Annotated in this window: 16 protein-coding genes; 5 read left to right on the top strand and 11 right to left on the bottom strand. The window is 55.7% G+C overall.

The genetic code is table 11. The features are described 5' to 3' along the window. Window positions 1–6: 6 nt before the first annotated feature. Both F4Y00_09470 and F4Y00_09465 read right to left on the bottom strand, forming a co-directional pair. On the bottom strand, window positions 7–1,194 hold the full coding sequence (locus F4Y00_09470) for a 4-phosphoerythronate dehydrogenase (protein ID MYE05183.1): 1,188 nt from the start codon (window positions 1,192–1,194) through the stop codon (window positions 7–9). A 42-nt stretch (window positions 1,195–1,236) separates the two neighbouring features. Further along, window positions 1,237–1,842: a PorT family protein gene (locus F4Y00_09465; protein ID MYE05182.1), complete on the bottom strand. Its 606-nt coding sequence runs from the start codon at window positions 1,840–1,842 to the stop codon at window positions 1,237–1,239. Between the two features lie 219 nt (window positions 1,843–2,061). Here F4Y00_09465 and bshA point away from each other — a divergent pair, with 219 nt between their 5' ends. From bshA to rsmI, 5 genes are all read left to right on the top strand, one after another. Continuing rightward, window positions 2,062–3,195 carry an N-acetyl-alpha-D-glucosaminyl L-malate synthase BshA gene (gene bshA, locus F4Y00_09460; GenBank protein ID MYE05181.1) on the top strand — a complete coding sequence of 378 codons (1,134 nt, stop codon included), beginning with the start codon at window positions 2,062–2,064 and terminating at the stop codon, window positions 3,193–3,195. A 217-nt stretch (window positions 3,196–3,412) separates the two neighbouring features. After that, window positions 3,413–4,222 (top strand): energy transducer TonB, encoded by an 810-nt coding sequence (locus F4Y00_09455; protein MYE05180.1) that lies wholly within the window; start codon window positions 3,413–3,415, stop codon window positions 4,220–4,222. Between the two features lie 223 nt (window positions 4,223–4,445). Beyond that, window positions 4,446–5,087 (top strand): MBL fold metallo-hydrolase, encoded by a 642-nt coding sequence (locus F4Y00_09450; protein MYE05179.1) that lies wholly within the window; start codon window positions 4,446–4,448, stop codon window positions 5,085–5,087. Then, window positions 5,084–6,517 carry a YjgP/YjgQ family permease gene (locus F4Y00_09445; GenBank protein MYE05178.1) on the top strand — a complete coding sequence of 478 codons (1,434 nt, stop codon included), beginning with the start codon at window positions 5,084–5,086 and terminating at the stop codon, window positions 6,515–6,517. The genes F4Y00_09450 and F4Y00_09445 overlap by 4 nt, the downstream gene beginning before the upstream one ends. Before the next feature lie 33 nt (window positions 6,518–6,550). Continuing rightward, on the top strand, window positions 6,551–7,240 hold the full coding sequence (rsmI, locus tag F4Y00_09440) for a 16S rRNA (cytidine(1402)-2'-O)-methyltransferase (GenBank protein MYE05177.1): 690 nt from the start codon (window positions 6,551–6,553) through the stop codon (window positions 7,238–7,240). Window positions 7,241–7,406: 166 nt separating this feature from the next. On the opposite strand, the gene F4Y00_09435 is transcribed toward rsmI, so the two are convergent. The 9 genes from F4Y00_09435 to raiA form a co-directional block, all read right to left on the bottom strand. Further along, on the bottom strand, window positions 7,407–8,189 hold the full coding sequence (locus F4Y00_09435) for a hypothetical protein (GenBank protein MYE05176.1): 783 nt from the start codon (window positions 8,187–8,189) through the stop codon (window positions 7,407–7,409). Window positions 8,190–8,417: 228 nt separating this feature from the next. Continuing rightward, on the bottom strand, window positions 8,418–9,125 hold the full coding sequence (locus F4Y00_09430) for a M48 family metallopeptidase (GenBank protein MYE05175.1): 708 nt from the start codon (window positions 9,123–9,125) through the stop codon (window positions 8,418–8,420). Window positions 9,126–9,141: 16 nt separating this feature from the next. Continuing rightward, a complete protein-coding gene (locus F4Y00_09425) occupies window positions 9,142–12,273 on the bottom strand; it encodes a type I restriction endonuclease subunit R (protein ID MYE05174.1) in 3,132 nt (1,043 codons plus the stop codon). Next, entirely contained in the window at window positions 12,266–12,784 is a 519-nt protein-coding gene (locus F4Y00_09420; GenBank protein ID MYE05173.1) for a winged helix-turn-helix transcriptional regulator, read from the bottom strand. The genes F4Y00_09425 and F4Y00_09420 overlap by 8 nt, the downstream gene beginning before the upstream one ends. 20 nt (window positions 12,785–12,804) lie before the next feature. Further along, window positions 12,805–13,686, bottom strand: a complete 882-nt coding sequence (locus F4Y00_09415) for a hypothetical protein (GenBank protein MYE05172.1) — start codon at window positions 13,684–13,686, stop codon at window positions 12,805–12,807. Between the two features lie 525 nt (window positions 13,687–14,211). Further along, window positions 14,212–15,381: a restriction endonuclease subunit S gene (locus tag F4Y00_09410; protein ID MYE05171.1), complete on the bottom strand. Its 1,170-nt coding sequence runs from the start codon at window positions 15,379–15,381 to the stop codon at window positions 14,212–14,214. Between the two features lie 44 nt (window positions 15,382–15,425). Continuing rightward, window positions 15,426–17,864, bottom strand: coding sequence for an SAM-dependent DNA methyltransferase (locus F4Y00_09405; protein ID MYE05170.1), 2,439 nt, complete (start codon window positions 17,862–17,864; stop codon window positions 15,426–15,428). A 27-nt stretch (window positions 17,865–17,891) separates the two neighbouring features. After that, window positions 17,892–19,052 (bottom strand): DoxX family membrane protein, encoded by a 1,161-nt coding sequence (locus tag F4Y00_09400; protein ID MYE05169.1) that lies wholly within the window; start codon window positions 19,050–19,052, stop codon window positions 17,892–17,894. Window positions 19,053–19,055: 3 nt separating this feature from the next. Continuing rightward, the gene (gene raiA / locus F4Y00_09395; GenBank protein ID MYE05168.1) at window positions 19,056–19,370 is read right to left on the bottom strand and encodes a ribosome-associated translation inhibitor RaiA; all 315 of its coding nucleotides are present in this window, start codon (window positions 19,368–19,370) and stop codon (window positions 19,056–19,058) included.

Genomic DNA, 19,370 nt, shown 5'->3' with positions numbered 1-19,370 from the left:
GCCGGATCACGAGTTGATCTGTATCCCCAGCCCGTCCCGCGCCGCCTTGCGCAACGCTTCCGGCGCATGCCCTTCAGGCAATCGCCGCAGCGAAAAGGCGCGTCGCCGGGGGTACGTTCGCCGGAGTTGTCTGAAGTGCAGCGCCGCCTCCTCATCCGAGTCGGGCCATGACCGCCTCATGCGAAGGTCATCGCGCCATATATCGTACATGCTTTGCGCCAGATGGCATAACCAATCCGTTGCCGGCAAGACAGGATCCGGGGCACATACCGGGAGCGTCTCCGCGCTCCCGTACCCTTCGCCGGCAACGCCCTCTGCTCCAGGCATATTCATGCCCGGCAGCGACGCAATGGCGTCGCGCAGCATGTACGTGCCCGCCACCTTGCCGTCGTACGAGTACCCGGCGATATGGGGCGTGGCGATGTCCACGGAGTTCACCAGCGCCGCAGACGGAACGGGCTCGCCTTCCCACACATCAAGCGCCACAGCAAGTCGTCTTTCAGCGTGCTGCAAGGCCTCAAGAAGCGCCTCGTTGTCGAAAACGGCTCCGCGCGACGTATTAATCAACCAGGTTCCGGGACGCAGTGCGGTCAGTTCGCCGCGACCGATCATATGCCATGTAGGATGCGGTCCTTCCCGGACAAGCGGTACATGAAACGTGAGCGCATCCGCCTGCTCGATCAGGGTATCCAGCGGAAGATAGTTCCGGGCCGTTCCCGACGGGTCGTCCGCCTCCGCAAGCGGCGGATCGCACAACAGCACCCTCATGCCCAGCGCGGCGGCCCGCATGGCCATCCGGCTCCCGATGCGCCCGCATCCCACAACGCCCAGCGTCTTGTTCTCGAGGGGCTCCCCCCGGTTTACCGCCAGATAAAGAAGCGTCGCCAGTACGTACTCAACCACGGAATCCGCGTTTGAGCCCGGCGCGTAGGCGAACGGAATCCCGCGCTGTCGCAGATACGCGGCGTCGATATGATCCAGGCCGGATGTCGCCGATCCCACGAACCGGACCGCGCTGCCTTCGAGCAACGCCGCATCGACGCGGGTGACGCTGCGCACAAGCAGCACATCCGCATGCCGGACCGTCTCCGGAGTCATATCCCTCCCGGACAGGGTGTGTATCGACCCAAGCGAACCAAACAGGTCGCTCACCAGCGGAATGTTCTCGTCAGCTACGATATTCAGGGGCAGCATGACGCACCGAAATGTACCAAGACCAGGAGCCGACCGGAAACGTCAAAAACCGATGCCGATACTGACCATGGTGGCGTCAAGACGCTGCTCGTCGGGACGTATGACCACATCGGCAAACTCATACTCGTCGTTGGTGAATCCCGATATGCCGAAGGCGCGCTTGACCTCAGGGTAAAACCGCAAGCCGGCCAATCGAATTTCCAGACCCACCCCTACGGCGGCGGCCATGCTGAGCGTACGCAAACGGTCCTGGTTGGTGGTATCCGTGGCGAATCGCAGAACAGGCCCGACCAGTACATACGGAGAAATGAAAGAACGGTCGTACTGGTACCGCACGTCTACCGGGATTTCAATGTAGGTGACGAAGTGGTCATCGCTGACGGAGCCGGTAGCATCCGGAAACCCGGTATCCGGAGCACCGCCAGGATCCACCGGATCCGGCGTCGTGATAAATCCCGTCGCATTGGACGGATCGAAAAGCCGGCCTGCATCCATATACCGCAATCCGGGACGCAGCGAGAACGACCCCAGCGGCAGATTGACCCACAGATGAACGTGCCATCCGGGAACCCGCTTGAGGGACGCCGTATGGTCACCCGCCGTGATGTCTCCCAGTTCGGAAAATACCACTCCTCCAGCGATACCCATCTGGGCGTTTGCGGGTATCGCCGCGACCCCGCAAAGTATCAGGACCAAACCGATCGTACCGAAGAATGCTTTTTGCATAAAAACGCCCCGCAAAGATAGTTTGCAACCCGGCATGCATAAGGACCATACACTGCAACCTTAACCGCAAACGCAAGTTTCTGCCTTACGTATATCGAACAGATTCATTGCTCCGCGAGCCGGACAAACAGACACACGCCTGTGAATATCGGCATTACATGTTACCCCGTGTACGGGGGAAGCGGGGTCGTTGCCACGGAATTGGGCAAGGCTCTTGCGCTCAGAGGACATCAGATTCATTTCATCGCCTACTCCATGCCGTTCCGGCTGGCGCATGTGACGGAAAACATTTCCTTCCATGAGGTAGCTGTCAACACATACCCCCTCTTCGAATATCCCCCCTATTCGCTGGCCCTTACGGGCAAGATGGTTGACGTGGCCCGGTTCGAGCACCTCGATATCCTGCATGTGCATTACGCCATTCCCCATGCCACAAGCGCCGTACTGGCCCGGGAAATCCTGCGTGAACAGGGGCTGTACGTTCCGGTATTCACTACGCTCCACGGCACAGACATTACGCTGGTGGGACAGGACCCGGGCTTTGCTCCGGTGGTGAATCATGCGATCAACCACTCCGACGGCGTAACGGCTGTCTCCGAATATCTCCGCAGCGAAACGAAGCGGCATTTTCAGGTCGATGCGCCAATCGAAGTCATTCCCAATTTCATCGACACGACGCGCTTCCGCCGCTGCGAAAACAAAGCCTTCAAGCAGGCGGTGTGCCCTGACGGCGGGAAAGTCATCGTGCACGTCTCGAATTTTCGCCCCGTGAAACGCGTGGAGGACGTGATTCGGGTCTTCCACCGCCTCGTGCAGGAGGGCATGGCAGTGAATCTCCTGCTCGCAGGAGACGGACCGGACCGGATGTCCGCCGAACGGCTGGCCCGCGAACTGGGCGTATGGGGACAGATCCGCTTTCTTGGCAAACAGGAGCCGATCGAGGAGTTGCTATCGATCGCCGATGTGTTTCTCATTCCCAGCGGCTCGGAAACGTTCGGCCTGGCTGCGCTGGAAGCCATGGCGTGCAATGTGCCGATCGTGTCGAGCAATATCGGGGGGCTGCCGGAACTGAATGTGGACGGCGAAACGGGCTTCCTGTGCCCGCTGGGCGACATCGATGCGCTGACGGAAAAAACCCGCGCCATTCTAAGCGACGATGCGCTGCAGCAGCGTCTTGCGGAGGGCGCCCGCCGCCGGGCCGTGGAGATGTTCGACCAGGACCGGATCGTGCCCATGTACGAGGCCTATTACGAGCAGGCTCTGCAAGCGGCCTGACGCCATGACGCCGGGCTTGCCCACTGGTGGAGAAAGCATCATTTAAGGAGCCTCTGATTAAATCCGCATGGGCGAGGGCATTGGGTGGTCTTGTTGCGCGCTCCAGGAGCGAATCGGCGGGTTTATCACGCTCCCCGTTGCAATTTTACCTGAAAAACTTTATTCATTATTCTTTTAACCCCCCACGGATTCACCCACAAACACCACGGAAGAAGCCATGCTGACTGCGCTCATGAAAAACAGGATCGTTATCGCCTCGGTGGCGCTTTGCGCCGGATTCGTACTGGCGTATCTCGTTTTACCCCGATCTGCTTTGACCCCTGCAGACGTTTCTGATCTGTTGGAGGGCGACATACCTGCTTCCTTTTTAGAGCCGAAAGATGGCGTACACGTGGTTGTCGACGATATGCCTGAACTTGTCGGGGGGATGGCTGCTATCCAAAGCAAGGTGATGTACCCTGAAAGCGCCGTCAAGGCGGGCGTGGAAGGACGCGTATTCGTGCAATTCGTGGTCAACGAAGAAGGCGGCGTACAGGACGTCGTGATTAGCCGGGGTGTTAGCTCCGACCTTGACGAGGAGGCCATGCGTGTCGTGAGCGAAGCGAAATTCACGCCCGGCATGCAGGAGGGCAAACCCGTCAAGGTGCGGATGTCGATACCGATTACTTTCAAGCTCAAACCGGACGCGCTCTCTGAGGAAGCTCTCCGAACGCCGCAAGATGGCATATACGTGGTTGTCGACGATATGCCTGAACTTGTCGGGGGGATGGCTGCTATCCAAAGCAAGGTGATGTACCCTGAAAGCGCCCGCGAGGCGGGTGTGGAAGGACGCGTATTCGTACACTTCGTGGTCAACGAACAAGGCGACGTACAGGACGTGGTGGTTGCCCAGGGTGTGGGTTCCGGCCTTGACGAGGAAGCGGTACGCGTACTGAAGGGAGTAAAGTTCACGCCCGGCATGCAGGACGGCAAACCCGTCAAGGTGCGGATGGCCATCCCGATTACCTTCAAGCTTCCGCAGACATAAGGATACAGGACGTATACAGGATCAGGTCGGGAAGCACCTTTCGATCCTCTTTTCCTGTCGTTTGATCCGGCAAGCACTGCTTTAAAACGGCCCCGCCTGCATAGCAGGCGGGGCCGTTCTCGTATTCGCTCCGGGGCCAACCCGGGCACATAGAGCGGAACGCGAACAGGCGGCGTATGTAGCAAGAGTTTTGTCCGAATCGATCGACTCAGTGCGCCGCGCCATGCAGATACAGGGATTTACCTGCAATCCGTTCGAGACGAATTGTTATGTCTGCCATGACGAAGGCGAGGCGGTGCTGATCGATCCGTCCTGCTCGACCCCGGAAGAATGCGCACAGGTCGAACGCTACATCGCCGACCGGAAACTGACCGTCCGCCGCCTGCTGCTAACGCATGGACACATCGACCATATCTTCGGATGCGCCCACTTTGCGCGGACATTCGGGATGGGCTTTCTGATGCACCGCGAAGATCGGGCTTTTATTGTCCAGGCCGAGGCACAAGCTCAATTTTTCGGGGACTCCATCGAAACCCCGCCTGAACCGGAGGGCTTTCTGAACGAAGAAGACCAGGTGCATTTCGGCAACACATCGCTCGATGTGCTGCATACGCCGGGACATTCTCCGGGATCGATCTCCTTCTACGACGCCGCCTCGCAGGCACTGATTTCCGGAGATGTGCTGTTCCAGGGCTCCATCGGGCGGACGGATCTGTGGCGCGGCGACCTGCCCGAACTGATGCGGTCCATTTTCGAAAAGCTCGTTCCCCTCGGGGACACGGTGCATGTCTATCCTGGTCACGGCCCTGTCACGACCATTGGAGAGGAACGGCAAACGAACCCGTTCCTTCTATTCCCCTCATGAAACGGCTTCACGGACTCATTCTGCGTATGCTCCCGGGACGCGTTCTCGGATGGTTGGGAACGCTCATGTTCCTGCTGGTGATGCAGTTTCTGATCAAGTATCTACCCGATCTGGCGGGTAAGGGGCTGCCTCTTGGGGTCCTGCTTGAACTGATCGCCTACAACCTGGCGTATATGGTGGTCCTCGCCGTGCCGATGTCCCTCCTTATCGGCACCATGATGACGTTCGGACGCATCGCCGAATCCAGGGCCTGGGTCGTGATCAAGGCGTCCGGCGTCTCACCTGTCCGGCTTATCTGGCCCACGCTCCTGATTGGGGTATTTGTCGCGACCGGCATGACATACTTCAATAACCGTGTGTTGCCGGAAGCAAACTTCCGCGCCCGCAACCTGTGGTACGACATACGCAAGAAGCGCCCGGACTTCGAGTTGCGCCCCGGCATGTTCTACGAAGGAGTACGAGACTACAGCATCCTCGTGCAGCATGTTGCCGCCGGCTCCGGAACGCTTGAGGATATTCTCATCTATGACTACACGGACAATGCCCAGGCCGTGATCAAGGCGCGCGAGGGACGGCTGCTCCCCCTGCCGGATCGGCCGGAACTGGCGCTCACCCTGTTCGATGGCGAAATACATCGCATGCCGGAGGGGCAGCAGTTTTACCGAAGCGAAGAGCGCTACGAGCGGCTCACCTTCGACAGGTACCGCATGACGCTGGACGCTTCCGAATTCGCTTTCGAGCGTTCGGAGGAAAGCCGGACAAATCGTTCGGATCGCACCATGCCCACCCGGGACATGATCGGCTTCGTGGATTCCCTCCAGCAGAGCGTCGATTCGTCTCTTGTCCGCCTTGCCGCATATTTCAAACCGGGGAGCTTCGGGAGCAATGCGCCGGAGACCCGAATGCCGGGTACAAGAGAGCCCTTCCTTGCAGCGCTCCCGACCGAAGAAACCGGGATAGCCGCATCGGCCGGACGCGCTCCTCCGAGTGACGAACAGATCCTTACCAGAGCCATAGAGGATGCCCGGAATATCCGTATGGTCATGGACGATACGCAGCGCGGCATCGCCTGGGAATTGCAGCGCGCCGACCGGTTTCTCGTGGAGATCCACAAGAAGTACTCAATCGCTATCGCGTGTCTTATTTTCATGCTCATCGGCGCCCCCTTGGGACTGAGCACCCGGCGCAGCGGGCTCAGCTCGGCAGGCATTCCGGCAGCGGGCATCTTCCTTTTTTACTGGGTGACGCTCGTGCAGGGTGAAAAGCTGGCCGACCGCGGCTTTCTGGAGCCCTGGATCGGTATGTGGATCGCCAACCTTGTGATGATCGCGGCAGGACTATGGCTGATGGTCTACGTCACGCTGGATCTGCGCGCCACGCCACCTCTCCGCACCCGGCTTCTGCGCCTGTTGCAAAGACATAAATCCTGACGGCGCACGCCGCACGATCTCTCTACCTGCCCGATGCTGTATCTCGTCCCCACGCCGATCGGCAACCTCGAAGACATTACGCTCCGCGCCCTCCGTATTCTGAAGGAAGTGGATCTGATCGCCTGCGAGGACACGCGCACCTCGGGCATACTTCTTGCCCGCTACGAGATTCGCACGCCCACCGTCAGCTACCATGAACACAACGAGCGGCACCGGGCGCCGGAGCTCGTCGAACGCATGCAGGCGGGGCAACGCATCGCCCTGATAAGCGACGCGGGATCGCCGGGAATTTCAGATCCGGGATTCTATCTGGTGCGGGCATGCAGGCAACACGATATCCCCGTGGAAGCACTGCCCGGGGCTACTGCTATCATCCCTGCGCTCACCGTCTCGGCGCTGCCCGCGGAGCGCTTCGTTTTCGAAGGCTTCCTGCCCGCAAAAAAGGGGCGCCGCTCCCGGCTCGAAGCACTCCGGGACGAACCGCGAACCATGGTGTTTTACGAATCGCCGCACCGGGCCGCCGCCACGATGAACCAGTTTGCAGAGATCTTCGGACCCGATCGTCCGGCAGCGGTCGCGCGGGAAATGACCAAAAAATTCGAAGAAGTCCGGCGGGGAACGGTAAGGGAACTGGCGGCTTTTCTCGACGAAAAATCCAGGGTCCGGGGGGAGATTGTGCTGGTTGTGGCGGGAGCCGGGGTTACGATGGAGGTGTGGAGGTGAGTGGAAAGCAAGTAATGTGTAGTTAATGAGTGTCGGACCGGTTCAGTGTGCGGTATCCGCGCATGCCAGTGCTAGACATTAACTTCCCGCATACCGAACCAAGCAGCATTCGCTCAAGCGAAAATCCACCTCGATCAAATATCAGTTTGGTTTGGAAGGGATTATCTTAGAAAGGAAGATCGTTATCGAGGTTACTTTCATCATTGTCTGCTTTATATAAAACATGATCATTGTCATCGACCCAATTCCAACCTTCTTCGGTAAGAAAAATAACCTGCTCTTCGTATTCCCTGCCAAAAGTATCAACATCTTCTTCTAATTCAATTTCTATAAATTCTCTTTTTTCAAGTCTTCGAAGTGCCACACCTAAATCAACCCGCATCAAGCCTTTATGCTCTACAGCTTGTTGCAGATCATGTATGCTTACCGAATTTTCTGGAAGAATCGTCTGTCCCGCTATGATAGAAAGCACTCGTATTTCTTTCTCAGATAATGTCTCTTGCCCAACCACCTGCTTGTTTTCGATAATTTTTTTCGCCCTAATACCCTTTTTGAATATCGCGACAGCTCGTTTCTTTATCTTATCACCAAGGAGGTCAAAATCTCTCTTGGAATCAGTTTTGTATTTAGTTATGTTACGATGCTGAATATCAAATGGATATCTCTTTTGCGTTCGCTCGTCCGAACAAATTAAGATCACAGGACAGCCCGTAGCATACGCATAGCCCAATTCATACCACACATTGGGATTATCCATCGTGATATCTGCCAGACAGATGCTTGCGTTACGAATACCCTCCTCTATTGCAGCAATCGGTACGTCAACGGCAGGGTCTCGATCAACTCGATATGCTTCAAAGCCCGCTTGTTGTAAAGCTGGCTCGTAGATGTCATCGAATCTCTTGTCAAACTTGGGGTCGAACGGTCGGATTACGAAGCATTCTGGCATTTTTCACGCCTTATGGTTTGTTGAAGTCATGTTGCCGAAGACAACAAAATTTCGTGAAGCAGTTCTATCGAGAGCTCCCTCGTTCTCGGACGGCAACTTTCCCAAACTCAAGGTGCCTTGATAAGTTTCGATGGGTTCGGGTTATTGCGCCACGCTAATCCGGTTGTTCGGAAATTCCGAATAACTCCCGCTGCCGATAACAAGAGAGGGTTAAAATGCACAAACGAATCAGTAACGCCAGTCCGCGTGCGCGAGAGGCGCCCGGTTGAGTTCGTCCCTATGCATGCGCCACTGGGGCATGAACCGGTCCATCAATGCTTGAAACCGGGCATTGTGTTTACGTTCTATCAAATGGACCATTTCGTGCACGAACACATATTCCAGACATGACGCCGGCTTCTTGACCAGTTCGAGATTCAGCCAGATGCGTCCCGCTTCGATATTGCACGATCCCCAAAGCGTTTTCATTTTCCTGATACGCACGTCAGCGACGGTGACGCCGACTCGCGGCTCCCACTTGGCGACAAGCGCCGATAACTGATCGCGGAGTTCGCGGCGATACCATCGGTACAGCACGGCCTCCCGCATATCCCGGTCGGTTCCCGGGCGAACGCTTAACCCCATCGTCGTGTTATTGAGCAGGCGAACCGTTGGCAGGCTATTGTGCTCGGTTACGTCGAGCCGGTAGCGACGCCCCTGGAAGTAATGGCTTTCGCCGGTCACGAATTCCCGCCGGGACTGGCGGTGTTGCTGCTCGAAATCCGCTTGTTTTCTACGAATCCATCCGAGTCGCGAGATGACAGCCAGTCTTACGGCGTCGTCATCCAGATACAGCGGGGCCGCCACCCGAACCCGGCCGTTCGGCGGATATACGCCCACATGAAGGTTCTTGATGTCCTTGCGGACGATTTCAACCGTCGTTCCTCGTATGTTGATGAAATGACCCGCCACCTCAGTAATCCGGCTGATTCTTTACGAGTTCGAATATGTGGTCTACGAGAGCGTCGTTGCCGTTGAGCGCCGACCTGATGGCGTGCCGGACTTCTCGTTCTTTCATTACGTTTCCCCGCCAGTCGGCCTTTTTAACGTCGCGGATCGCGCTGTCCAGAGCAATCGCGGTTTCCTTTCTAACGGATGAAGATGGCTCGTGTACCGCTGCATATCCTCCTCCGGATTGGTTATTAGCCAAGTTATCGTACAGAGCTCTCAATGAAGACGTATTGATACCGGGGGGATACGAAGTCCGGTTCTCCGGCTTGCTGACATCCTTCGCCATATCGACAATTCGCTTGAGATACTCCTTGTAGTCGATGGCTTCCTGCTTACGCTGCCGGATCAGGTTGTCCAGCAGTTCCGACATCTTCTCGTAGTATCTGGGATTGACCGCCATTTCATCGATGATCAACCGTCGGACATTGTTTTCGATCGTCTCGGCGATCGCTTCGCGATTCCCCCGGATGCTTCCGGGCAACTCATCGACCGCTTCCTCTCCGCGCTCGACGATCAATTGGACGAGCGTCTTGTCGTCGAACGTTGAAAGCGTCTCGCTTTCTTCCGCCCGGATGTATGTGTCAAGCAGGTGTCGCATGGCGGGCTCGTAGACCTTCAGGTCGATGTAGTCGCCGCTGGCCAGTTTGACCTCCTGACGTACTTTCTCGTAATGGTTTACCTCTTCTTTGATCTCTTGCGCCTCGGCCTCGGAATAGCCGGCGTCGCGCATCTCGTTGGCCAGATTGGCGTAGGCCCGGAGAAATGCCGCCGTTTGTTTGTAAAGAGACAACCGCTTCGGTTCGTTGCCTTTAAGTTGCGCGGCGTCGCCGCTATCGCGGGCGCAGAAGTAATGCAGATACGCCGGGGTATCGCATGGCGGCGCAACCGGTTCGCAGAGCGCCTTGATGGCCTCGCGCGTTTCGTCAAGACGCTTCCGGCCTTGCTCCAGGCGGTCCTGCAACAGACCTTCTACGTCGGCGGCGTCGTAGCCGTCGAACGCCTCGCCGGTATAGTCCTTGACGGATTTTTCCAGCGAGCGAAACAAGTCCTTGTAGTCGATGATGTAGCCGTATTCCTTGTCCTCGCCGTCGAGACGGTTGACCCGGCAAATCGCCTGGAACAAGCCGTGATCCTGCATCTGCTTGTCGATGTAAAGGTACGTTGCAGGCGGAGCGTCGAAGCCTGTGAGTAACTTGTCCACCACAATCAGCAGTTTCATTTGACCCGGTTCGTCAACGAAACGCTTCTTTACCTCCTTTTCAAACTGCCCGACCTTTTTCATCGCCTTGTCTTCCGGCTCGTTGAAATACGCCGCGAGCATCTTGCGGTAGATTTCGTACTGGCGCAGCTTTTCGGTGAGTCCCTCGCCCGTTTCCTCGCCCTTGATGTCGGCCGGGGCCGGTTTGTAGGAAGTGACGATAGCACACTTGCCCGCCAGACCACGCTGCTGAAACATTTCGAAGAAGCGGCAAGCGGAGTAGATGCTGCTGGAAACGAGCATCGCATTGCCGTGACCGCTTTTCAGCCGGTCTTCCGTCTCCATGTCGAGCAGGATGTCGGCTACGATCTTCTCCAAGCGATCCTGTGCACTCAACACGCTCCGCATCGTACCCCAACGCTTCTTAAGTTGCGCTCTCGCCAAATCGGTCAGTCCCCGCGTTTTTGCTTCGAACCACTGGTCGATCTTTGCCTGCGACGTGATATTCTGGTCGATATCGCGCGCTTCGTACCGGAGGTCCAGCACCACGCCGTCGCTGACCGCTTCGTCGTACTTGTAGGTGTGGATGTACGGCCCGAAGGTCTCGATGCTTCGCCGCTTGTCGTTTTTGAGCAGCGGCGTCCCTGTGAAGCCGATCAGCATGGCGCCCGGAAGCAACTCCTTCATTGCATTGTGCAACTTGCCGGACTGGGTGCGATGGCACTCGTCTACAAAGACGAAGATATTGCCCTTGGGGTGGAAGTCCTTGGGCAACTGGCTCTGTATTTCTTCGATGAATGTGTCTACGTCGCCTTCCTCCGATGTACCGAACTTCTGAATCAGCGAGCCCATCAGCCATTCGTCATTGGTATTTAGTACGCGCACCAGATCGGCGCCGCTGCTTGTGCGGTGGATGTCCTCACTGACCCCTTTGAAGACTTTCTCAATCTGTTCGTCGAGTTCGGTGCGATCGGTGATGATCAATACCCGGGGGTCGGTGACGTTCTCGCGAATCCACTTGGCCAGCCAGACCATGGTCAGACTCTTGCCGCTGCCCTGGGTGTGCCAGATGATGCCGCCCTCCCGGCGCTTCACGCGGGTCTGCGCTGCTCGCACGCCAAAGCACTGGTTGTGGCGGCAGACCTTCTTTACGCCCGCATCAAAGACCATAAAATCATGCATGATCTCAAGGAATCGCTCCTTGTCGCAGAGTTGGCTCAATTCCCGGAGCAACGGATTGTCTCCGGCATCCGGGTGGGCATTGGCCTCTTTCCAGCGCAACCAGTACTTCTCCGGCGTTTCGATCACGCCGTAGCGCAGCCCCTCGGTTTCGTTGCCCGCCATCACGAGCTGCATGGTGGCGAAAAACGGCTGGATGAATTCTTTTTTCTGGTTGTCGAGATTCTGGCGAATACCCTTGGTCACCGACACGATCGAACGCTTCAACTCGAGTACACCCAAGGCAATGCCGTTGACATACAGCACGAGGTCCGGCCGCTTGGTACCCCTGTGGGTGACGGTTACTTCCTCGGCGATGGCGAAGTGGTTGTTGGCAGGGTTCTCCCAGTCGATCAGCCAGACCGTAACGTTCCGCTCGCCCACACCCGGTTGCACCTTTACACCGTAGCGGAGTAGGCCGTAGACCTCGCGATTGGCGTCGTACAGCGTTTTACTACCGCCGAGCGCTACCGCTTTGCTCAATTCGGAGTGCGCCTTGTCGGCAATCTTGTCACTGTGGCCCCGCTTCTTCAGCCAGTCGGCGAGCAGTTCATCCTCAATGTTCCGGTTGTGAGCACGGTCTTCCCAGTTACCGAGATAGGCATAGCCCAGCGCGTCCAGAAAGAACTCGATTACTCGCTGCTGTGTGAGCCGTTCTCGTTCGCCGACCTTACTCATTGTCCGTTTCCATTATTTTCCAATAACCGCCTCTGGCGGGCCCGATCCGCTCAAAGATACCCATTCGTTTCATCTCACGAATCTGCCATTCGATTCCCTTGGGCGTGATTTCGAGTCGGTTCGCCAGTTCTTTTATAGTAATTGAAGAATCAGCTGCAATCAGGGCCAGAATTTTCTCCCTAGTTTTCCTCCTAGTTTTCCCCCTAGTTTTTCTCCTGGCTTCCTCCCGGTCTGGCTGCAACTCTGGCTGCCCACCTGCTTGCACCCCTTCCTGGACCCCGGCTTGGACCCTTGCCAGTTGCGTCGCATAATCCGGTCGCCGAATCGTTGTCACGAAGCCCCCGCTGGCAACAAACTCCGGTTCCCGTAAGCTGGCCGCCACACAGCGCCGGATCAACGGATCATTGCACAAATAGTCGGCAAGCATCTCCCGTTCGCCTGCGAACTCCTTCTGTACGCTGCTGATAAAGATACGGAGGGGGATATAGTATCTGATGTCGCGCGAGGGCATTGTAATGGATAAGTGCAATTTTAGTCGGCCTCTCGCTTCGAATTGGTCTCGTAGAGGGTTTCCGTGATGGCGCCTCGAAACAACTCTTCATTGAGGAACTGGAGAAGACGTTTAGCTTCAGCCCGATCAGCCGGAAAGACAATCTGGTCGCCTTTCAGACGAATATTGACTGCGTACCCCTTAGACTGATCAGCAATCTGTTGCGCAGTGTATTCATCAAGAACCCTTGAATCCCGTAGCATAGCAAAACGCTTACGGGACCATTGATTAGCACCAGTAGCAAGGGCATCTGCATCCTCTGGATACAGACGCTCGTGTTGTAGGATGCTCCGAATCTCACGCTCGGATGCCTCTTCGTAGAAATCCGTGAGAGGTAGGAACGTGTTGACCGTCCGAAAACTGTGAAAGAGCAATTTTTTATCAGCTGCCAGGTAAACAGCGCTCAATTTTGTATCAAGAGTCAAGGCAGGTTTCTTCATAGTTGTATAGGTATCCTTTTCAAGAAGCAGGATGTATCCAGGCTTGATCACATGAGAGCGACTGAAGTTCTGGAACAGCATCAATTCCGCACCTTGGCTATCTCGGGCGAACGCAATGATTCCCTGGATGGCATCAAGAACCACATCGTTGTTATTTATGGTGTCAAGATACGGCACCGAGAGACTGTCTTTCCCTACCAACCATTCGGGAAGTTCATAATCCTGTATTCGGAAACGCTCATGTTGTTCAGGTTTGTAACCAGCATCGAAATCGATCTCCTGAACATCACCCGTGAAGGTAGTGTACTGTTCATGCCAACTCTCCGCGAGCTTGCCCTGTAACCTTTGGTGCAGTGGAATTCGCAGGAGGCGAATTGTTCCGGTCTTTTTTACAATAGCCGCAAGATGTAAATTTTCAAGCATGTGTGTTGCCTGTATGTAAGTGTACGTTCCGTGCGAGCCTAACAGTTTTTATTTTTTGGCCAGACTGTTGAAGATCTGTTTTGCTAATCAGAAGATTGGATATTCCATGATCGTTCTTTATAGCATAAAAACGATAGCGAAATAATATACGCATCACAGGATTGAAATGAAAGGCGTCGGCATATGCGATGGCAAGGATAATAATCGCCAAAATGTACCCACTTGTGAGCCAGCCAGTAGCAAATATTGATTGTTCTGATCGAAGGAAAGGCAGAAGATAGATAAAAAGAAATGTGAGCACTTCCTGATCTTTGCGTTCAAACTCCTTGATAAAGAGCAAACATTCTTGTACTTTTCTCTCAGCATATCTCAAAAGAGCCCAGCAGAGTAACGCGAGAACAAAAGCCGCTACAAGCCACCATATCCAGGTCGTACATGGTTCCCCGTGCTCGAACTGATTTATAGCTACCGCAATGAGCACGGGTGAAAGAGATGTTGATACCAAGAGACACTTGGCGAAGATATTCAGCATACAATGTCCTCCGTAGTGTATGTTGGTTGGACCAGCCGCACCCGGCCCGTTAGAAGCTGCTGCATCATGCCTTGCTTGAAAGCATGGGTCTTATCCCTGCGTCCTTCCAGTGCAGTGATCTCGGCATCCATGTCAGAAAGAACAGCAGCAATGGCGTGTTGCTCGTCCGATTTCGGCAAGTTGACTTCGATATTCTCGATAGTACGAGAATTTAGACTAGGGACTCCAGACGCCTCGTTATAACTTCGCCAAGGAATCATGCAAAACTTGTAATAGAGAAACTTGACAGACATCCCATCGGCGATTTCCGTGTAGAATAAGGTGTCAACTGTCCAGAATGGTGAGGATACGTACTGCGGATCGTCGATTGTACCCTTTCGCCCAATCAGTACGGACGGCTTGTCGTACAGGGACACATCCGTACGACCTATCTCGCCTCCACTTGCGAGAATCGGATATTTGCCGTCAGGACCGGTTATATACCGTTGGCTTCGTCCATGCCTAACTGTTAAGGCACTTCCGAGCTGCTTCCTCTCCCACTCCCCACTAAACCCCGGCAGGCGGCTCTTCCCAGTGAGGAGTTGCTGCATGACGGCCTGCTTAATGGCCCGCTTCTTGGCGATCAACGCCTCCAACGCCGCAAGCAACCCATCCACATCCGATAACGCCTCGGCGATGGCGCGTTGCTCATCTTCTCTGGGCATTGAGATCGCGATTGACTCGAGGTCCCGTTTCCCAATTTCAAGGAATGTGGAACCAGCCGCACGCCCCAACATTTGTGACTTCAGGGTAGATAGGAGATAATAGAGAAATTCATTCGAGGTACCTGTTGGTACTACGAGTGACTTAAAACCCTGATTCGTGCATATCTCGCTTGCGGCGATTTTCACCTCACCGATCGTGGCGCGACTACATAACAGTATGGAGCCACGAGGCAAGAGACTTGCACCGCAACTTTGCAAGCCGGCTTCGGTGATATACCGTTCTGTAACGGTCAGATACTTTCCTGGCGTACGTGTTATATCCGTTGGCGTGCACCAAGGGATCGTTCCGTTCCAGAATCTTGGGATTTGCGTATTCGGGGTAGCTCCATTTTTAATTGTAGACACTTTACCCAGTGTCGTTTTGCACCACTCTTTGTTGAAATTCTGTAAGGCACCCATAGATTCTTTCTTATCGGCTTTTCAAGCTACTTGTAATAGCCTGTTCATTTCCACTTCAACCCCATCCGCCTCAAGTGCCCCTCGACTTTCATACCGAATGCCTCCACCTCCTGCTCCAACTCCGGCAGCGTCTGAGTATAGCGTTCCTCCAATTCCTTAACCCGACCGGCGAGCCGTTGTGTGAGCCGTTCGACCTCGCTCTCGATAGCAGCCCGGATGCCTGCAAACCATTTATCCTCTACGACCAGCAACTTGATTGCGGTTTCGGTAAGCGAGGCATAGCGGGCCAGCACCCACTCGTTCAGCACACTCTGATGGTCCTTAACGGCTTTCCCCGCCTTCGACTCGGCTTCGATCAATGTCAGGCAGCGCATGAGTATGAGCTGTTCCTCATTACTCTCCGGCTCGTTCCGCATGGCCTTGAGCCTTGCTGCCACCGCAGTTTTAGTGACCTTGCCCTTGTCGTTAAGCACCTCTGCCAGCAAGCCTTCCTCCCCTGAGTGTTCTTCGACAAATTCCTCCAGTTCGCGAGCCGCAGCCTCCTGCATGGCCTGTAGCCCCTCGATCTCAGTCTGCTCATCGGCAAAGTAACGCGCGACGATCAATTCCGGAGGAACCAGATCCATCTTGTATTTCTTGCGCTTGACAGTCAGATCCGGCGTCTCCTTGATTTTCTTTTCCTTGTCCTCAATGATCCCGCGCGGCCTGACGGCATCGGCCCAACCATCTGCTACGATCAGATACACATCGTCCTGCATGATCTCGTCCCAGTAGTTCATCAACCGCTGGTAGACATCGTACTGATCGAGCAGCGGCAGATCGATGAAACGCGCCAGCAGGTCTTTCGACAGGGTACGGATGACATCCTTAGGCTTGGCTCCCAGTGCAAGTCCCTTCAGGAGCGGTTCGTGCGTCTCGCGCCAAACGTCGAAGACAGCCGTAATCTTCTCGCTGTAGTTCTTGAATTCGTTGTGGTCGAGGATCGTGTTTTTTACTTGCCTTGCCTCGATTCGGGCATCGCTGTAGCCCAACCGACCGTTGCCCGCAAATAATGCCTGACGCAGCGAGGGGAAAACACTCCAATATTCTTCAAGCGCATCGATATCGCGATCGGGAATGCCGCCTTTCAAGTGAGCATTGAGATCGTGCAGGTCCTCAGGCTCACTGGAGTCGATATAGCGCGGGATATTGAGATTGAAGTCGTTGGTCGGGTCGGCAATCTCCGATACCGGAACCATACGGGCATAGCCGGGCAATTCTTCCTGCTTGTTGAACACATCCACAATCTTGTAGATGTCCTGCGCGCGCAGGCGGTTCTTGTTACCGTCCTTGAGAAAGCCCTTGCTTGCGTCAATCATGAAAATGCCGGCGCGGGCACGGGCATGCTCCTTGTCGATAATCAGAATGCAAGCGGGTATGCCGGTACCGTAAAACAGGTTGGCGGGCAAACCGATGACGCCCTTGATGAAGCGGTGCAGGATCAGCTTTTTGCGAATATCGGCCTCCTTGTTCCCGCGAAACAATACGCCATGAGGCAGAATGATCGCGCCCTTGCCCTTGTTATTGAGCGATGCGATGAGATGCAGAAGGAAAGCGTAGTCCCCGTTTTTTGGTGGGGGAATGCCGTATTCGAAGCGCCTGAATTGGTCGTGGTCCGGATCGAGCCCGTTCGTCCAAGCTTTGGCGGAGAAGGGCGGATTAGCGACAGCAAAATCGAATGTCTTGAGGCCATCGTTCCGATTCGTGAAGTATGGAGCAGCCAAAGTGTTTCCATTCCACAACTCGGCAGTCGGATGACCGTGCAGAACCATGTTCATCCGCGCCAGCGCCCAGGTAGCATTGTCCATCTCCTGACCGTAGATGGCAAGTTTCGGCGTGGCGGCTTCGTCATACGCCTTGATCAAGAGCGAGCCTGAGCCACACGTGGGGTCGTAGACAGTGGGTTCCCTCAGTTCGCCAGCGCGCTCAATACCAATGACCTTCGCCATAATGCGCGAGACTTCGGCAGGCGTATAGAACTGCCCTTTACTTTTGCCGGACTCGGTGGCGAAGTGCATCATCAGATACTCGTACGCGTCGCCCAAAAGGTCGTCACCCCCGGCGCGATTGGTGCGAAAATCGAGATCCTCGAATATGGCGACCAGTTTCGAGAGCCGGTCCTGCATCTCCTTGCCCTTGCCGAGTTTGCTTTCGTCGTTGAAATCGGCTTGGTCAATGACACCCTTGAGGGCATTTTCCTCGGCGAGCTTTCCTATGATCTTGTTGATCTTATCCCCGATTTCCTTGTCGCCTTTGAGTCTCGCCATGTCGGCGAAGCCGCCGCCGTCGGGCACTTCGATGAGCGTGTCGGGCTTGTCTGAGACGTACTTCATGAACAGCAGCGTCAGGACATAGTCCTTGTACTGCGAAGCGTCCATACCGCCGCGCAACTCGTCGCAGCTTTGCCAGAGCGAGGAATAAAGTTGAGACTTCTTCAGGGCCATGCGCGCGTACTCAGGATTTGCAACCCCCTACCGCTGATACCGATGCCGCCGCAACACCTCCGGTTCTCGTGATCGGGTCACGACCTCCCCGCAATTCCCGCATCGAAACACGATCTCCTTGGGTGGGCCCGTAGCGCCGGCCAGAAAGAACACCGCGCTGAACATGCCGTAGCGGACATGGGGCGAAACGCGCGGATGATCCCTGCCATGTCCGCAGGAACAGGCAGCGGCGGGCGGTGGGGAATATTCTGAAGGCAGGAGGGGTTCCGCCTCGGTAGCCTCTTTGTCCAGCGCCTGTGCATGACGGTAGTGCTCTGCATCTGCAGGCCGTTCCACGATGTACTTGTCTACCGATAATCTTCCGGATCCCCACAGCACGAGCAGGATCAGCAGGAACAGGACGAGCGCCGAGAACTCCAGCGACTGCGTGGCAGCGAGGAACCCGCTCTGCATATGCACGACGAAAACGGCCCCGATGAGAATCGGTAACTGGACCAGCGCAGCCACGCGCGTGAAAAGGCCGACGGCGATCATGACTCCGCCGACGAGATGGGACAGCGCGACATAGTGGATCAGCACCACGGAGGTAAGCCAGGCCGACGAGGAGGGACCGAGCAGATCGATGAACGCGGAAGAGTTCGAGATAAACAGGACTCCTCGCGCAAAGAGTCCGATCCCAAGATAGATTCTCAGTAGTTCGAACGCGATGTTTCCGAGGCGCTCGAATTGTTCGCCAATCGAACGGAACGGGACGAATCGCCGCGTACTCCATGATGCATCGACGGACCACCGGCCGGATCCGTGCAGAAAAATCGGGATCAGCAGAAACAGTACGAGCGCCGAGAATTCCAGCGACTGTCCTGCCGTGAATACGCCGCCCCTGAGATGGACGAGAAAGACGGCGCCCAATAGAATAGGTACTTGCAGCAGCACAGCCAGACGCGTAAACAGACCGACCGTAATCATGGCGCCTCCCAGAAGGTGCGCGCACACCACGATATACATCACACCGGACGATGCAAGCAGGGACGCCTCGCTTCCCGCTACGAGCGCGGTAAAGGCGTCCGGGCGAATCAAAAAAAACAGGCCGCGGACAAAGAGCCCGACCCCGAGATAGATGCGAAGCAGATCGAAGGCCAGATCGCGGTTCGCCTCGATGCGCTCGGGCAGAGTCATGGACGTATGCATAATCTACTTCTGGTAGTTCCGATTTGTGGAGCGCAGCCGCGCCTTGTATTTCTTGAGCCGGCGGCGAAGTATCTTCGCGCATTCGTCGACCGCCTCCTCATGGGTGGCGCCGTCGCTCGCAGCCGTGAGTGTCTGATGGTACACATGCACAATCATTTCAGCGGTTTTGATCTTGTCCGGATGCCCATTCTCCGATAATACGATGCGCGCTTCCGTAATGCCGTCATACACCCGTTCGAGTTTCGCCAGTCGGGTTTCGGCATATTCTCTGAGCGTGGAAGGAGCATCGAAATGACGAGCCGTAATCTGTGTTTGCAT

The organism is Bacteroidetes bacterium SB0662_bin_6 (genome assembly GCA_009839485.1).
Taxonomy (GTDB): Bacteria; Bacteroidota; Rhodothermia; order Rhodothermales; family VXPQ01; genus VXPQ01.
The sequence above is the reverse complement of the archived record's forward strand: the minus strand, read 5'-3'. Positions and strand labels throughout refer to the sequence as shown.

Bases quoted from the DNA above. Each gene is read 5' to 3' on its own strand.
- F4Y00_09470 (MYE05183.1), bottom strand. From the start codon at position 1,194: ATGCTGCCCCTGAATATCGTAGCTGACGAGAACATTCCGCTGGTGAGC.
- F4Y00_09465 (MYE05182.1), bottom strand. From the start codon at position 1,842: ATGGGTATCGCTGGAGGAGTGGTATTTTCCGAACTGGGAGACATCACG.
- F4Y00_09455 (MYE05180.1), top strand. From the start codon at position 3,413: ATGCTGACTGCGCTCATGAAAAACAGGATCGTTATCGCCTCGGTGGCG.
- F4Y00_09450 (MYE05179.1), top strand. From the start codon at position 4,446: ATGCAGATACAGGGATTTACCTGCAATCCGTTCGAGACGAATTGTTAT.
- F4Y00_09445 (MYE05178.1), top strand. From the start codon at position 5,084: ATGAAACGGCTTCACGGACTCATTCTGCGTATGCTCCCGGGACGCGTT.
- rsmI (MYE05177.1), top strand. From the start codon at position 6,551: ATGCTGTATCTCGTCCCCACGCCGATCGGCAACCTCGAAGACATTACG.
- F4Y00_09435 (MYE05176.1), bottom strand. From the start codon at position 8,189: ATGCCAGAATGCTTCGTAATCCGACCGTTCGACCCCAAGTTTGACAAG.
- F4Y00_09425 (MYE05174.1), bottom strand. From the start codon at position 12,273: ATGAGTAAGGTCGGCGAACGAGAACGGCTCACACAGCAGCGAGTAATC.
- F4Y00_09420 (MYE05173.1), bottom strand. From the start codon at position 12,784: ATGCCCTCGCGCGACATCAGATACTATATCCCCCTCCGTATCTTTATC.
- F4Y00_09415 (MYE05172.1), bottom strand. From the start codon at position 13,686: ATGCTTGAAAATTTACATCTTGCGGCTATTGTAAAAAAGACCGGAACA.
- F4Y00_09410 (MYE05171.1), bottom strand. From the start codon at position 15,381: ATGGGTGCCTTACAGAATTTCAACAAAGAGTGGTGCAAAACGACACTG.
- F4Y00_09405 (MYE05170.1), bottom strand. From the start codon at position 17,864: ATGGCCCTGAAGAAGTCTCAACTTTATTCCTCGCTCTGGCAAAGCTGC.
- F4Y00_09400 (MYE05169.1), bottom strand. From the start codon at position 19,052: ATGCATACGTCCATGACTCTGCCCGAGCGCATCGAGGCGAACCGCGAT.
- raiA (MYE05168.1), bottom strand. From the start codon at position 19,370: ATGCAAACACAGATTACGGCTCGTCATTTCGATGCTCCTTCCACGCTC.